This is a genomic window from Streptomyces sp. NPDC041129 (assembly GCF_055592265.1).
In genome coordinates this window covers 801,622-814,713 of record NZ_JBVIYV010000002.1, presented here as the reverse complement: position 1 = coordinate 814,713, position 13,092 = coordinate 801,622, and the positions used below count along the sequence as shown (strand labels likewise).

The 13,092-nt window shown below is 70.5% G+C and carries 16 protein-coding genes; 7 read left to right on the top strand and 9 right to left on the bottom strand.

Translation table 11 applies throughout. The features are described from left to right. Together ACZ6B1_RS11965 and ACZ6B1_RS11960 are read right to left on the bottom strand one after the other, a co-directional pair. Complete coding sequence (locus ACZ6B1_RS11965) at positions 1-411, bottom strand: CU044_2847 family protein (protein ID WP_468777195.1); 411 nt, start codon at positions 409-411, stop codon at positions 1-3. Positions 412-488: 77 nt separating this feature from the next. Beyond that, positions 489-668, bottom strand: coding sequence for a DUF6104 family protein (locus ACZ6B1_RS11960; protein ID WP_003992906.1), 180 nt, complete (start codon positions 666-668; stop codon positions 489-491). 144 nt (positions 669-812) lie between these two features. Between ACZ6B1_RS11960 and ACZ6B1_RS11955 the strand changes: the two genes are divergently transcribed. Continuing rightward, the gene (locus ACZ6B1_RS11955) at positions 813-1,694 is read left to right on the top strand and encodes a DUF4097 family beta strand repeat-containing protein (protein ID WP_468777194.1); all 882 of its coding nucleotides are present in this window, start codon (positions 813-815) and stop codon (positions 1,692-1,694) included. A gap of 1 nt (position 1,695) precedes the next feature. Continuing rightward, complete coding sequence (locus ACZ6B1_RS11950; protein WP_468777193.1) at positions 1,696-2,772, top strand: helix-turn-helix transcriptional regulator; 1,077 nt, start codon at positions 1,696-1,698, stop codon at positions 2,770-2,772. 72 nt (positions 2,773-2,844) lie between these two features. On the opposite strand, the gene ACZ6B1_RS11945 is transcribed toward ACZ6B1_RS11950, so the two are convergent. Next, positions 2,845-3,810, bottom strand: coding sequence for a zinc-binding dehydrogenase (locus ACZ6B1_RS11945; protein ID WP_468777192.1), 966 nt, complete (start codon positions 3,808-3,810; stop codon positions 2,845-2,847). 216 nt (positions 3,811-4,026) lie between these two features. Next, positions 4,027-5,247, bottom strand: coding sequence for an NAD(P)-dependent malic enzyme (locus ACZ6B1_RS11940; RefSeq protein WP_468777191.1), 1,221 nt, complete (start codon positions 5,245-5,247; stop codon positions 4,027-4,029). A 567-nt stretch (positions 5,248-5,814) separates the two neighbouring features. Between ACZ6B1_RS11940 and ACZ6B1_RS11935 the strand changes: the two genes are divergently transcribed. The 3 genes from ACZ6B1_RS11935 to ACZ6B1_RS11925 are packed head-to-tail and all read left to right on the top strand — an operon-like array spanning position 5,815 to position 8,550. Beyond that, entirely contained in the window at positions 5,815-6,771 is a 957-nt protein-coding gene (locus tag ACZ6B1_RS11935; protein ID WP_359545761.1) for an ABC transporter substrate-binding protein, read from the top strand. Between the two features lie 37 nt (positions 6,772-6,808). Beyond that, on the top strand, positions 6,809-7,750 hold the full coding sequence (locus tag ACZ6B1_RS11930; RefSeq protein ID WP_468777190.1) for an amino acid ABC transporter permease: 942 nt from the start codon (positions 6,809-6,811) through the stop codon (positions 7,748-7,750). Beyond that, complete coding sequence (locus ACZ6B1_RS11925; RefSeq protein ID WP_468777189.1) at positions 7,747-8,550, top strand: amino acid ABC transporter ATP-binding protein; 804 nt, start codon at positions 7,747-7,749, stop codon at positions 8,548-8,550. The genes ACZ6B1_RS11930 and ACZ6B1_RS11925 overlap by 4 nt, the downstream gene beginning before the upstream one ends. 114 nt (positions 8,551-8,664) lie before the next feature. On the opposite strand, the gene ACZ6B1_RS11920 is transcribed toward ACZ6B1_RS11925, so the two are convergent. Continuing rightward, a complete protein-coding gene (locus ACZ6B1_RS11920) occupies positions 8,665-9,429 on the bottom strand; it encodes a class I SAM-dependent methyltransferase (protein ID WP_468777188.1) in 765 nt (254 codons plus the stop codon). A 101-nt stretch (positions 9,430-9,530) separates the two neighbouring features. On the opposite strand from ACZ6B1_RS11920, the gene ACZ6B1_RS11915 reads away from it, so the two are divergent. Continuing rightward, entirely contained in the window at positions 9,531-10,160 is a 630-nt protein-coding gene (locus tag ACZ6B1_RS11915) for a CGNR zinc finger domain-containing protein (protein WP_468777187.1), read from the top strand. Here the strand turns inward: ACZ6B1_RS11915 and sodX are convergent. Continuing rightward, positions 10,064-10,498: a nickel-type superoxide dismutase maturation protease gene (gene sodX / locus ACZ6B1_RS11910; RefSeq protein WP_468777186.1), complete on the bottom strand. Its 435-nt coding sequence runs from the start codon at positions 10,496-10,498 to the stop codon at positions 10,064-10,066. The two genes, ACZ6B1_RS11915 and sodX, sit on opposite strands and share 97 nt — an antisense overlap. A 144-nt stretch (positions 10,499-10,642) precedes the next feature. Here sodX and sodN point away from each other — a divergent pair, with 144 nt between their 5' ends. Continuing rightward, entirely contained in the window at positions 10,643-11,038 is a 396-nt protein-coding gene (sodN, locus tag ACZ6B1_RS11905) for a superoxide dismutase, Ni (RefSeq protein ID WP_004983535.1), read from the top strand. Between the two features lie 318 nt (positions 11,039-11,356). Here the strand turns inward: sodN and ACZ6B1_RS11900 are convergent, their stop codons facing one another. Genes ACZ6B1_RS11900 through ACZ6B1_RS11890 form a run of 3 tightly spaced genes read right to left on the bottom strand, consistent with a single transcriptional unit; the run spans position 11,357 to position 12,983 of the window. Next, a complete protein-coding gene (locus ACZ6B1_RS11900; RefSeq protein WP_468777185.1) occupies positions 11,357-11,731 on the bottom strand; it encodes an Asp23/Gls24 family envelope stress response protein in 375 nt (124 codons plus the stop codon). After that, positions 11,731-12,402, bottom strand: coding sequence for a hypothetical protein (locus ACZ6B1_RS11895; protein WP_468777184.1), 672 nt, complete (start codon positions 12,400-12,402; stop codon positions 11,731-11,733). Before ACZ6B1_RS11895 ends, ACZ6B1_RS11900 begins: the two co-directional genes overlap by 1 nt. Continuing rightward, positions 12,393-12,983: an RNA polymerase sigma factor gene (locus ACZ6B1_RS11890; protein ID WP_468777183.1), complete on the bottom strand. Its 591-nt coding sequence runs from the start codon at positions 12,981-12,983 to the stop codon at positions 12,393-12,395. The genes ACZ6B1_RS11895 and ACZ6B1_RS11890 overlap by 10 nt, the downstream gene beginning before the upstream one ends. Positions 12,984-13,092: the final 109 nt, after the last annotated feature.

Sequence of the window (13,092 nt, the reverse complement as noted above, 5' to 3'; positions counted from 1 at the left end):
TCATGCGGAGCCGGGGGCCGGCGGGCGCGGCGGTGCGACCGCGCCGCCGGGTGCCGCGGGATCCGCGCCGTCCGCGGCCGTCGCCGGTTCGGTCCAGGTCAGAGACACCGTCAGGGAGGACGTGCCGCCGCCCTGCGCTATGGCGCTCACGATCCTGCCGGACTGCGCCGTCAGTTCGATCCCGAAGCTCACGGACACCTCGACCGCGGCGGGCGTGTCCAGACCGGCGCGCAAGGAGCGCACGACGCCACCGACCGTGTCGGCCAGCCCGCCCGCCATGTCGACGACGCGGTCACCGAGCCCCGTGTCCCAGTAGCCGCCCTCGTCGGGCGCCTCGTCGTCCCGCCCGCCGATCCGGGCCCAGACGACCGTTCCGTCGTCGAGCCGTACGCGTTCGACTCCTCCACCCATGACGCCCCCGTTCACCGAATGGAGAAGAAGGCTAACTCCGGTGACAGGTGAGGGGGAGGGGCATCGGACGATACGGGCTACTCGTCGTCCTCGTCGTCGAGCCGGGCGAGCCAGGTCGCGAGCCGCTCCACGGGCACCTCGAAGTCCGGGTTGAGATCGACGAACGTGCGCAGTTGCTCGGCGAGCCACTCGAAGGTGACCTCTTCCTCGCCGCGCCGCTTCTCCAGCTCCTCGATCCCGCGGTCGGTGAAGTACATGAACTGCCTCTCCTGCGAATCCACCCAGCCCCTGTGGGTCCACCTACAGCCTATGCACAGGCGCCTTGACTTTCCCCATCCACGATATATCGTGTTTTCCAGAAGACGCGATATGGCGTGTCCGTGTCCGGCCAAGGAGGCCCCATGTCCGAGTGGTCCATCACCGACCCCCAGAAGCTGACCTTCGACACCCCGGTACGCGACCTGCACGTCCGCATCGTCAACGGAACGGTGAACGTCGTCGGCACGGACGAAGGTTCCGCACGCCTGGAGGTCACGGACATCGAGGGCCCACCGCTGATCGTCACCCACCAGGGCGGCACCCTCACCGTGGCCTACGACGACCTGCCGTGGAAGGGCTTCCTCAAGTGGCTCGACCGCAAGGGCTGGCGCCGCAGCGCGGTCGTCTCCCTCGCGGTCCCCGCCGACACACGCGTGGAGGTGGGCGTGGTCGGCGCCGCCGCCGTCGTCTCCGGGACCAGCGGCCCGGCGGTGATCAAGGGCGTCACCGGCGACACCACCCTCGTCGGCCTCTCCGGACAGGTCCGCGCGGACACCGTGTCCGGCAACCTGGAGGCCCAGGCCGTCACGGGCGACCTGCGATTCAACTCCGTCTCCGGCGATCTGACCGTGGTCGAGGGCTCGGGCTCCTCCGTCCGGGCCGACTCGGTCAGCGGCTCCATGATCATCGACCTGGATCCGGACGGCCCCACCGACGTCGGCCTGACCAGCGTCTCCGGCGAGATCGCGATCCGCCTGCCGCACCCGGCGGACGCGGAGGTGGAGGCCAACACCGCGAGCGGCACGATCTCCAACGCCTTCGACGGACTGCGCGTGCACGGCCAGTGGGGTGCCCACAAGATCACCGGCCGGCTCGGTGCGGGCAACGGAAAGCTCAGGGCCACGACGGTGTCCGGCTCCATCGCCCTGCTGCGCCGCCCGCCGGGCGAGGACGAGCCCGACACCCCCCGCGAGGACGCCAGCGGCTCCCCGGCCGACGGCACGACCGACAAGAAGGTGCTCTGACATGCCTCCCGTCTTCGCCCACGGCCGCCTGCGCCTGTACCTGCTCAAGCTGCTCGACGAGGCCCCACGTCACGGATACGAGGTGATCAGGCTTCTCGAGGAACGCTTCCAGGGCCTGTACGCCCCCTCGGCGGGCACGGTCTACCCCCGCCTCGCCAAGCTGGAGGCCGAGGGACTGGTCACGCACACCACGGAGGGCGGCCGCAAGGTCTACGCCATCACGGACGCCGGCCGCGCCGAACTCGCCGACCGCAGCGGCGAGCTGGCCGACCTGGAGCTGGAGATCCGTGAGTCGGTGGCGGAACTCGCCGCCGAGATAAGGGCCGACGTGCGCGGCGCGGCCGGCGATCTGCGGCGCGAGATGCGCGCCGCCGCCTCCGAGGCCCGCCGGGGCTCCGGGAGGAACGGCGGCGATGCGGGACCCCCCGACGAGAGCGGCGACCTCGGCGACAAGGAGGCCTGGCGGGCCGCCAAGGAGGAGATGCGCCGGGTCAAGCAGGAGTGGAAGGAGCAGGCCCGCCGCGCCAAGGACGAGAGCCGCCGGGCCCGCGAGGAGGCCCAGCGGGCCCGCCACCAGGCCCAGGAGGCCCAGACGCGGGCGCGGGCCCAGGCGCAGGAGGAGATGCAGCGCATCGCTCACCGGGTCCAGGAGCGCGTGCAGGACCACTTCACCCGCGGCGACTGGCCGACCGGCGTGCGCGAGGGCCTGACCGAACTCGCCAAGGAGTTCGGCGAGTTCGGGAAGGAGTACGGCAAGGAGTTCGGCAAGGACCGCGGTTTCGGCCGCACCGCGGAAGGAGCGGCCGCCGGCCCGCGCAAGTCAGCCCCTGCGGCGGCACCGGAGTACTCCATGCCCCCGGAGGACTTCCCGGCCGAGTACGAACCGTCCTGGGCGCACGAGACACCCACCGGCGACCCGGCCCGCGACCTCGACCGCCTGCTGGACCGCTTCCGCGACGACATCCGCGACGCGGCCCGCGACCACGGCGTCACCCCCGACCAGCTCCAGGACGCCCGCGGGCACCTCTCGGCGGCCGCGGCCCACATCGGCGCGATACTCCGCCGCCCGAGGGTCTGACCCGCCGACGGCCGGGGCACGCCACCGTGCGGGCCCCGGCCGTCACCGGGGCCACGCCGCCGGCGGGCACGGTCACTCGTTCGTCAGGACGATCTTCCCGAACTGCTCGCCGGACGCCAGCCGTTCGAAGCCCTCGCGGGCCCGGTCCAGCGGCAGGATCTCGTCGATGACGGGGCGTACGCCGGTGGCGGCGCAGAAGGACAGCAAGTCCTCCAGCTCGTCCTTGGTGCCCATGGTGGAACCGACGACCTTCAGCTCGAGGAAGAAGATCCGGGTCAGTTCGGCGTGCGAGGGACGGTCACCGCTGGTGGCGCCGGAGATCACGAGCGTGCCCCCGGGCCGCAGGGACTTCACCGAGTGGGACCAGGTGGCGGCGCCCACGGTCTCGATGACGGCGTCCACGCGCTGCGGGAGCCGGGCTCCGGACTCCACCGCCTCGACCGCGCCGAGCTCCAGCGCCCGCTTCCGCTTGGCCTCGTCCCGGCTGGTCGCGAAGACCCGCAGTCCGGCCGCCTTGCCCAGCACGATCGCGGCGGTGGCGACACCACCGCCGGCGCCCTGCACGAGGACCGAGTCACCGGGCCGCACCCCGGCGTTGGTGAACAGCATCCGGTAGGCCGTCAGCCAGGCCGTCGGCAGACACGCGGCCTCGGCGAAGGAGAGCTCCTTCGGCTTGGGCAGGATGTTCCAGGTCGGCACGGCGACCCGCTCGGCGAACGTGCCCTGGTAGCGCTCGGTGAGGATGGAGCGGGGCTCCTTGGGGCCGACCCCGTGGCCGCTCTGCCCGATGACGGAGTGCAGGACGACCTCGTTGCCGTCCTCGTCGATCCCGGCGGCGTCGCAGCCGAGGATCATCGGCAGCTTGTCCTCGGCGAGGCCCACACCGCGCAGGGACCAGAGGTCGTGGTGGTTGAGGGAGGCGGCGCGGACGTTCACGGTGCTCCAGCCGGGCCGGGCCTCGGGGGCCGGACGCTCCCCCAACTCGAGTCCGGTGAGCGGCTGGTCGCGGTCGATTCGGGCGGCGTAGGCAGCGAACATGGCTCGACGATAGGTGCGCCGTGCAGCCGACGGAACCGCGGGGGGCTGTGACACATGCCCTCTTGCGCAAGGGCACCCGACCGGCGCAGCCCGGCGCGCACGGCTCCGGGCAGCACCACCGGCACCGCCGGGCCCGGGCCCGGAGCACACCCGGCCGGGGGGCGGCCGGGCAGAAGAAAGGCCCCGCCCGTTCGGGCGGGGCCATTCGGCGCGACGTCAGCGACGGGCGACGCCCGCGGCACGGGCGGCGGCCGCCACCGCCGCCGTCACCGCGGGAGCGACCCGCTCGTCGAACGGCGACGGGATGACGTAGTCGGCGGCGAGATCATCGCCCACGACGGCGGCCAGCGCCTCCGCGGCGGCGATCTTCATGCCCTCGGTGATCCGAGTGGCCCGCACCTGCAGCGCGCCCGCGAAGATCCCGGGGAAGGCCAGCACGTTGTTGATCTGGTTCGGGAAGTCCGAGCGCCCGGTCGCGACGACCGCCGCGTACTTGTGCGCCACCTCCGGGTGCACCTCCGGGTTCGGGTTGGCCATCGCGAACACGAAGGCACCCTCGGCCATGGAGGCGACCGCCGCCTCCGCGACCGTACCGCCGGAGACGCCGATGAACACGTCCGCACCCGCCAGGGCGTCCTCCAGCGACCCGGTGATGCCGGCCTTGTTGGTGAAGGAGGCGACCTCGCGCTTGACCGGCGTCAGGTCGTCCCGGCCGGCCGACACGACGCCCTTGCGGTCCGCCACCGCCACGTCCCCGATGCCGGCCTCGACCAGCATCTTGGCGATGGCGACACCGGCCGCGCCGGCGCCCGAGATGACGGCCCGGAGCTGCCCGATCTCGCGGCCGCTCAGCCGGGCCGCGTTCCGCAGCGCCGCGAGCGTCACGACGGCCGTGCCGTGCTGGTCGTCGTGGAAGACCGGGATGTCCAGGCGCTCCTGCAGCCGGCGCTCGATCTCGAAGCACCGGGGCGCCGAGATGTCCTCGAGGTTCACTCCGCCGAAGGAGGGAGCGAGCCGGACCACGGTCTCGACGATGTCGTCGACGTCCGTGCAGTCGAGCGCGATGGGCACCGCGTCGACTCCGCCGAACTGCTTGAACAGGATGGCCTTGCCCTCCATCACGGGGAGGGAGGCCTCGGGTCCGATGTCCCCGAGTCCCAGCACGGCCGTGCCGTCGGTCACGACGGCGACCACCGAGGACTTCCATGTGTAGTCGTTGACCAGTTCCGGCTGCTCCGCGATCGCGGTGCACACGCGCGCGACGCCGGGCGTGTACGCGAGGGAAAGGTCGTCTTTGTCGCGGACCGGAACGGTGGCCTGCACGGCCATCTTGCCGCCGCGATGAAGCGCGAACGCCGGATCGAAGGAATCGAGGGGCTCGGCCCCGTCCTGGTCCGTCGTGTTGTCGCTGCGAGGATTGACGATCTCCGCTGCCACTTTGTCTTACCCCTTAGGTATGCATGGTTTGAGGGTCGACCACTCCTGGTGAGGGGTGGGCGGGCACCGCGCAGGCCCGGTTGCCGATACGTACGAGCGGCTGCGCGACGGGCGCGCCGCACACGCGCCCTGAGCCCCGGATGAGGGGTGTAAAGAACCTTCTTACCGGACGGACGGCGCTGACGACGAGTCCATTAGGTGCAAGGTCACATCTGGGAACCAGAAAGCCACACAGGGGTGACACGCGGCTGACAGGACGGTCACACCGTTGGCAAGGGCCCTGCTGGATGGGAAGAACCACGATCTTCACCGACCACATGGTGAGACGGGTAGAAGTTTTTACGGCCGGAGGCCGGGATCACCGCAGATGGTCCGGGGTGTGGGGTCGGGGAGGGACCGTCCTGACGCGATTGAGGGATCACCCGTTATCCGATTTTGACATTGCGACTCCCCTGGATGGGCTAACCCGAATGGCAAGATGCCGTAAACCCACGAGGTCGCGACACCCGAAGGTGTGTGTTTCCGTCGACCCATCGGCACCTCTTTCCACCCGCCGGAGGAACCACCATGACCGCAAGCTCCACCCGTCGTACTCCCGCCCGCGCCCGGACTGCAGCGGTCGGTGCGATCGCGGTCGCCGGCGCCCTGATCCTCACCGGCTGCGGTGACCAGACCAAGGACAGCGGCAACGACTCCGGCAGCTCGTCCGCCGGCAGCGCCCCGCTGGCCGGCAAGCTTCCCAAGGACATCCGCAGCAGCGGCGTCGTCCGGGTCGGGTCGGACATCGCCTACGCCCCGGTCGAGTACAAGGACAACTCCGGAAACGTCGTCGGTCTCGACCCCGACCTGGCGGCGGCCCTGGGCAAGCAGCTCGGGGTGAAGTTCCAGTTCGAGAACGGCACCTTCGACGGTCTGCTCACCGGTCTGCGCTCGGACCGCTACGACATCGCGATGTCGGCGATGACGGACAACAAGAACCGTCAGGAGGGCGTCGACCCGGACACCGGCAAGAAGGTCGGCGAAGGCGTCGACTTCGTCGACTACCTGACCGCCGGTGTCTCCATCTACACCCGCAAGGGCGACACCAAGGGCATCACCACCTGGGAAGACCTCTGCGGCAAGAAGCTCGCCGTGCAGCGCGGCACCACTTCGGAGGACCTGGCCAAGGAGCAGGCCAAGAAGTGTCCGAGCGGCAAGAAGCTCGCCATCGAGGCCTTCGACGACAACCAGCAGGCCCAGACCCGGCTGCGCTCGGGCGGCGCGGACGCCGTGTCCGCCGACTTCCCGGTCGCCGCGTACGCGGTGAAGACCTCCGGCGGCGGCAAGGACTTCGAGGTCGTCGGCGACCAGGTCGAGGCCGCGCCGTACGGCATCGCCGTGGCCAAGAAGGACACCCAGCTGCGGGACGCTCTCCAGGCCGCGATGGACGCCGTCATCAAGAGCGGCGAGTACGGCAAGATCCTGGAGAAGTGGGGCGCGCAGGACGGCGCCGTCAAGCAGTCCGTGATCAACGGCGGCAAGTGACCCGCGGACCCGAAGCGGCCACTGAGAGGCAACACCCGTGACTGACATCGACAAGTCGGCGGCCGGGGGGCAGCACACTCCCCCGGCCGGCCCGGAGGCCATCAAGGCGATCCCGGTCCGGCACTACGGGCGGTACGTCACCGCCGTCATCGCCATCGCGATCCTCGTCGCGATCATCTACGCGTTCGGCCAGGGCCAGATCAACTGGCACGCGGTACCGGACTACTTCTTCGACGACCGGATCATGAAGGGTGTCGGCAAGACCCTTCTGCTGACGGTCCTGTCGATGCTGATCGGCATCGTGGGCGGCATCGTCCTCGCGGTGATGCGGCTGTCGAAGAACCCGGTGACCTCGTCGATCGCCTGGTTCTACATCTGGTTCTTCCGCGGCACCCCGGTCCTGGTCCAGCTCTTCCTCTGGTTCAACCTGGGCCTGGTCTTCGAGTACATCAACCTGATGCCGTTCTACAAGGACTACTGGTCGAACTTCATGACGCCGCTGCTGACGGCGCTGCTCGGCCTGGGTCTGAACGAGGCGGCGTACATGGCGGAGATCTGCCGGGCCGGTCTGCTCGCGGTGGACGAGGGCCAGACGGAGGCGGCGCACGCCCTCGGTATGAGCCACAGCAGGACGCTGCGGCGGATCATCATCCCGCAGGCGATGCGCGTGATCGTGCCGCCGACGGGCAACGAAGTGATCAACATGCTGAAGACGACCTCGCTCGTGGCGGCCGTCCAGTATCCCGAGCTGTTCCGCTTCGCCCAGGACATCGGCCAGAACTCCGGCGCTCCGGTGGAGATGTACTTCCTGGCCGCGGCCTGGTACCTGATCATGACCTCGGTGCTGAGCGTGGGCCAGTACTACATCGAGCGCTACTACGCACGCGGCTCAAGCCGCCAGCTGCCGCCGACCCCGTGGCAGAAGGTGCGGGCGAACGTGCTGTCGCTGGGCGGCCCGAGGGGAGCGGTGGGCGCATGACCGACAAGCTGAGCAAGAGTGACGCCGTCCCCACGGGAACGGCCTCGATGGTCAAGGCGGAGGGCGTTCACAAGTCCTTCGGCCACGTGGAGGTGCTCAAGGGCATCGACCTGGAGGTCAAGCAGGGTGAGGTGTTCTGCCTCATCGGCCCCTCCGGCTCCGGCAAGTCGACCTTCCTGAGGTGCATCAACCACCTCGAGAAGATCAACGCCGGCCGTCTCTACGTGGACGGCGAGCTGGTCGGCTACCGCCAGAAGGGCGAGAAGCTGTACGAGCTGAAGGACAGCGAGGTCGCGCTGAAGCGCCGGGACATCGGCATGGTCTTCCAGCGCTTCAACCTGTTCCCGCACATGACGGCGGCGGAGAACGTCATCGAGGCGCCGGTCCAGGTCAAGGGCGTCGGCAGGGCCCAGGCCAAGGAGCGAGCAATGCAGCTCCTGGAGCGGGTGGGCCTCGCCGACAAGGCCGGGAACTACCCCTCGCAGCTCTCCGGTGGCCAGCAGCAGCGGGTGGCGATCGCTCGGGCCCTCGCGATGGATCCGAAGCTCATGCTTTTCGACGAGCCGACCTCGGCTCTCGACCCGGAGCTGGTCGGTGACGTCTTGGACGTCATGCGCGACCTCGCCGAGTCCGGCATGACGATGGTGGTCGTCACCCACGAGATGGGCTTCGCCCGCGAGGTGGGTGACAGCCTGGTGTTCATGGACGGAGGTGTGGTGGTCGAATCCGGTCATCCGCGCGAGGTGCTGACGAATCCGCAGCACGACCGGACGAAGTCGTTCCTGTCGAAGGTCCTCTGACCGTCAGGAGTCGGGAAAGGGCCGGTGCGGACGGGGAAACCCGCCCGCACCGGCCCTTTCCGCCGCTCAGGGGAGGTACGTGGTCCAGCCCTGACCGGGAAGGCGCCGCAGGTTTCACTTCACCGCGAGCAGCAGCGTGTCCGAGGGCGAGCACCACACCGGCCGGGCCTCCGCGAATCCCTTTTCGCGCAGTACGCGCGCGTGCCACGCCGGGGACGGCATGTCGCCGTCGGCGTGCTCGCCGTAGATCTCGAAGCGGCGGGCCGTCGGCTCGGCCAGGACCGGGTCCTCGGCGGCCACCCGCCACCACTCGGCCCAGTCCAGCGCGCCGTCCCGCTTGGCCTGATCCATGCGGGCGTGCCGCTGGGCGCGTTCGGCCGCGTTGATCCGCGGGGTGCTCTCGTCGATCATGTGGTCCGCGTTCATGAACACACCGCCGGCGCGCACCAGTTCCGCGAGCCGTCCGTAGAGTGCCGCGAGGGGTTCGCTGTGCAGCCAGTGCAGGGCGGTGGCTGTCAGCACCGCGTCGTAGGAGTCGTACGGCAGCCGCGCCGGCCAGTCGGGGTCCTTGAGGTCGGCGGTGACGAAGGAGACGCGGTCGTCGCCCTCGAAGGTGCCGCGCGCGATGGCGAGCAGGGCCGGGTCGAGGTCGACCCCGGTGCTGGTGGCGTCGGGGAACCGGGCAAGCAGCCGGGCGGTGATGGTGCCGGTGCCGCAGGCGAGGTCGAGCACGCGCGGTGCCGTGCCGACGAGCGCCTCGACCATGTCGAGCATGATCCGGAACCGCTCCTCGCGGTCCGGCATGTACCACTCCTGCTGCCGGTCCCAGCTCTCCTGCCAGGCGGCCCAGTCGGTTCCGGTGCTGGTACTGGTGGTCATGGAAAACCCCGTCTCCTCGTGCACGCGTAATACCCTGGAAGCACGACCGGCTGTTACCCGACCGCAGACATGACCATAGAGCGCCTCCGTAAGGACTACAAGTGGAACTGGCCTATTACTCGGATTACGCCGTACGTCTCGTCAACAGCGAGGAGCCGGTCCGGGGCAAGGACTCCCTGACGTCGGTCGAGGCCGTCCGCGACCTCTTCGGCGCCAACGCCTCGGCGGCCCGCCGCGCCGCCGACGCCGACGTCACCCGCTTCCGCTCGGTGCGGTCCCGGCTGCGTTCGGTCTTCGAGGCGGCGGACAAGGGCGACGAGACCCTCGCGGTCGACCTCCTCAACTCACTGCTGCTGGAGTTCCCGGTCAGCCCGCAGATCTCCGGCCACGACCACCGTGACGAGGACGGCCGCCCCCTGTGGCACATGCACCTGGCCGACCACCCCTCCAACGCCACCGCCGGCTACGCGGCCATCGCGGCGATGGGCCTGGCCTTCCACCTGACCGAGTACGGCGTCGACCGGCTGGGCCTGTGCCAGGCGGCCCCGTGCCGCAACGCCTACCTCGACACGTCCACGAACCGCTCCCGGCGCTACTGCTCCGACCGCTGCGCGACCCGCGCCAACGTGGCCGCCTACCGGGCCCGCAAACGCCTGGAGGCCGACCGGTCGGTGAGCAGCGGCCGCGCCGCGGAGAACACCCAGCGCGCGAGCGCCAGCGGCGAACGCTGACCGGGCCGCAGCGGCCGGTACCGCAGCCGCGCCCTGCCCAGGACCAGCTCGTCGGGCACCACCCCGTAGTCGGTGCTGTCGCCGCCGGCGTAAGGGTTGTCCCCGAGCACCCACCAGCCGCCCTCGCGCCGCTCCACGGCACGCTTGACGACGAGCAGGTCCTGCTGGAAGGGGTGCCGCAGCACCACGACGTCACCGGGCCGGACCGCGGCCCCGTAGTGCAGGAGCAGCCGGTCCCCGTGGTGCAGCGTGGGAACCATGGACGGACCCGTCACCTCGGCCAGCCCGAAGGGCGCCCCGGTTCTCCCCCGCTCGCTCTCCTGCGACAGCTCCGGCATCCCGGCACCTCCCCGGTCCGTTCCTCCACCAGTCTCAGTGTGACCCTGGACTTTTGTCCTAAGCCCTAGGGGGCACTCACGAAAACAGGTCCCCCAGGGAGTAATGTCGCACCTGAGAAGACGATCACGAGGAAGGAATGCTCCATGCTTTCCCGCCTGTTTGCCCCCAAGGTCAAGGTCAGCGCGCACTGCGACCTGCCCTGCGGCGTGTACGACCCGGCCCAGGCCCGCATCGAGGCGGAGTCGGTGAAGGCCGTCCAGGAGAAGATGGCCGGCAATGACGACCCGCACTTCCAGGCGCGTGCCACCGTCATCAAGGAGCAGCGCGCCGAGCTGGCGAAGCACCACGTCTCCGTGCTGTGGAGCGACTACTTCAAGCCGCCGCACTTCGAGAAGTACCCCGAGCTGCACCAGCTGGTCAACGACACCCTGAAGGCCCTCTCGGCCGCCAAGGCGTCCACCGACCCGGCGACGGGCCAGAAGGCGCTTGACTACATCGCGCAGATCGACAAGATCTTCTGGGAGACCAAGAAGGCGTGATCTCCTCTTACGCCCTCTGACCTGCTATTTCTCTCTTGCAGCGTCTCCCTGTCCGCACCCGGTCCGCAGGCCGCCGAGCACGGCGTCCATGACGGTCCGGGTGCGGTCCTCTTCGCCCGGCCGCCCTCGCCCACCGCGCTCCGCGCGCCACGACGGCCGGCCGCCTTGAGCAGGGCCTTCGCGCGGCCCTTCCCGACCACGCAGGCCGCCTCGCCGACCGGGCACGGGCCGCCGTGACACACTCGCCCGCGCCACGACCGCCGGCTGCAGCGCCCGGCGCGACCTCCATGGTGTCGAGCGCCGCTCCGAGGTTCGAGCTCACCCCATGTCGTACCGGGTGGCGATTCCGGTCACGGTGACTTCGACGGTGACCCGTGCCACGGCATCGGGGGCGGCGAGGTGGGAGATGACGGCGGCGGCCACCCGGTCGTGGACGTTCTGGGCGACATCCAGCGCCCGCCGACCCTGGGACACGACGCAGCGCACCTCGATGTGCCATCCCGAACCGTCCGGCGACCGGCACGCGCGGATGCCCGCCTCGGGCGTGCGGTGCGGCGCGGCATCCGTCCGGGCGGGCGCTGCGGCTGCCGCCAGGCGATGGGAGAGACGGGGTTGCAGGCCCGTCACGCCGGGAACCGCGAGGGCCGCCTCGACCGCGGCGCCGAGAAGTGTGGTCGCGCTGATGACGGTCATCACGTGCCGCCTCCGGTCGGGAGGCCGGGACCGAGGAGCGGCTCCGGCTCCAGGACGTCGACCACGGCGATGTCGACCGCCGTCACGGCCAGACCCAGGTCCTGTCCGGCCGAGTGCAGGACCGATCGGCGCACCTGGCGGACCCGGTCGGGCAGGGGGCGGTCGAGGGCGGCGGCCAGGGTCATGGTCACCCGCACGTCGGTGCCGGAGCCCGCGGGTACGAGCCTGCAGGTCGCGGCCCTGGCACCGGGGACCGTGTCCGCGGCCCGCCTCAGTACCTTCGCCGCGGCGCTCTCGGAGATTCGCAGCTCCCGGTCCGGGTCGGCCAGGGGCAGCAGCCGCCCGAGCCGCACCTCTGCCCTGACGACGTCCATGATCCGCTCGACGAGTGCGTGCAGGCCGGGAGGTTCCTCGTCGCGCAGCCCTCGGGTGGCCGCGTCCACCGCGGCCAGTCCTTCGGCGGCCTCGCGGCAGTGTGGACAGGAGAGGGTGTGCGGGTCCGCGGCCGGCGCCGCGTCCCGGGTCTGTTCCCAGACCCCGCTGAGCAGCCGGCCACAGGGCAGGGCCTCGTCACCTGCGAACGGGGGGAGGTCGGCGGCACCCGGCTCGGACCCGGTCCCGTCCGCTCCGAGAGGTTCGGAGGGCCGCGCGTGCGGGTCGTCTAGCGCCATGGGCCCATCGCCTCCTGCAGGGATCGGCGTGCCCGGAACAGTCTGCCGCGCACCTTGGGTTCGCTGGTCCGCGTCACATGGGCGATCTCCTTGTAGGACAGACCCTGCACCTCCCGCAGGATCCAGCAGAGTCGCTGCCCGCCGTCGAGATCGCCGAGTGCGCGGGACAGCGCGGCGGTGGCCGCCTCCTGCTCGGCGGACCGGGCGGGCTGGCTCCAGGCGTCTCCCGCCGCGGGTTCGGCGACGGCTTCCAGCGAAAGGGGCGGCGGCCGGCGACGGCGCATGGTCAGGCAGCGGTTGACGGTGATCCGGTACATCCAGGTACGGAACTCCGCGCTGTGGCGGTATTCCGGCAGTCGCCGCCAGGCGCTGACGAAGGCGTCCTGGACCGCCTCCTCGGCGTCCTGGGGATTGCCGAGCATGCAGCGGGCCAGGGCAAGGAGGGACCGGCCGTGCCGCTGGACGAGAACGGCGAACGAGTCCTCGTCCCCCTCGGCCGCCCGTGCAGCCAGCAGATCGTCCGGCAGGTCGCGTCCCATCAGGTCGCGGTCCGGCGATGGGGAGACAGCGCTTTCGATCATGACGCCCCCACACAAGGCTTGGGCCAGCCGGGTACCCGACGAGTCGCATGTGACGCACATCACATTGCATATCCGTGAGGAATGCGGCGCCCCATATGTCCAACGTCTG

Bases quoted from the DNA above. Each gene is read 5' to 3' on its own strand.
- ACZ6B1_RS11920 (WP_468777188.1), bottom strand. From the start codon at position 9,429: ATGACCACCAGTACCAGCACCGGAACCGACTGGGCCGCCTGGCAGGAG.
- sodN (WP_004983535.1), top strand. From the start codon at position 10,643: ATGCTTTCCCGCCTGTTTGCCCCCAAGGTCAAGGTCAGCGCGCACTGC.
- ACZ6B1_RS11950 (WP_468777193.1), top strand. From the start codon at position 1,696: ATGCCTCCCGTCTTCGCCCACGGCCGCCTGCGCCTGTACCTGCTCAAG.
- ACZ6B1_RS11965 (WP_468777195.1), bottom strand. From the start codon at position 411: ATGGGTGGAGGAGTCGAACGCGTACGGCTCGACGACGGAACGGTCGTC.
- ACZ6B1_RS11890 (WP_468777183.1), bottom strand. From the start codon at position 12,983: ATGATCGAAAGCGCTGTCTCCCCATCGCCGGACCGCGACCTGATGGGA.
- ACZ6B1_RS11925 (WP_468777189.1), top strand. From the start codon at position 7,747: ATGACCGACAAGCTGAGCAAGAGTGACGCCGTCCCCACGGGAACGGCC.
- ACZ6B1_RS11900 (WP_468777185.1), bottom strand. From the start codon at position 11,731: ATGACCGTCATCAGCGCGACCACACTTCTCGGCGCCGCGGTCGAGGCG.
- ACZ6B1_RS11960 (WP_003992906.1), bottom strand. From the start codon at position 668: ATGTACTTCACCGACCGCGGGATCGAGGAGCTGGAGAAGCGGCGCGGC.
- ACZ6B1_RS11945 (WP_468777192.1), bottom strand. From the start codon at position 3,810: ATGTTCGCTGCCTACGCCGCCCGAATCGACCGCGACCAGCCGCTCACC.
- ACZ6B1_RS11895 (WP_468777184.1), bottom strand. From the start codon at position 12,402: ATGGCGCTAGACGACCCGCACGCGCGGCCCTCCGAACCTCTCGGAGCG.
- ACZ6B1_RS11955 (WP_468777194.1), top strand. From the start codon at position 813: ATGTCCGAGTGGTCCATCACCGACCCCCAGAAGCTGACCTTCGACACC.
- ACZ6B1_RS11935 (WP_359545761.1), top strand. From the start codon at position 5,815: ATGACCGCAAGCTCCACCCGTCGTACTCCCGCCCGCGCCCGGACTGCA.
- sodX (WP_468777186.1), bottom strand. From the start codon at position 10,498: ATGCCGGAGCTGTCGCAGGAGAGCGAGCGGGGGAGAACCGGGGCGCCC.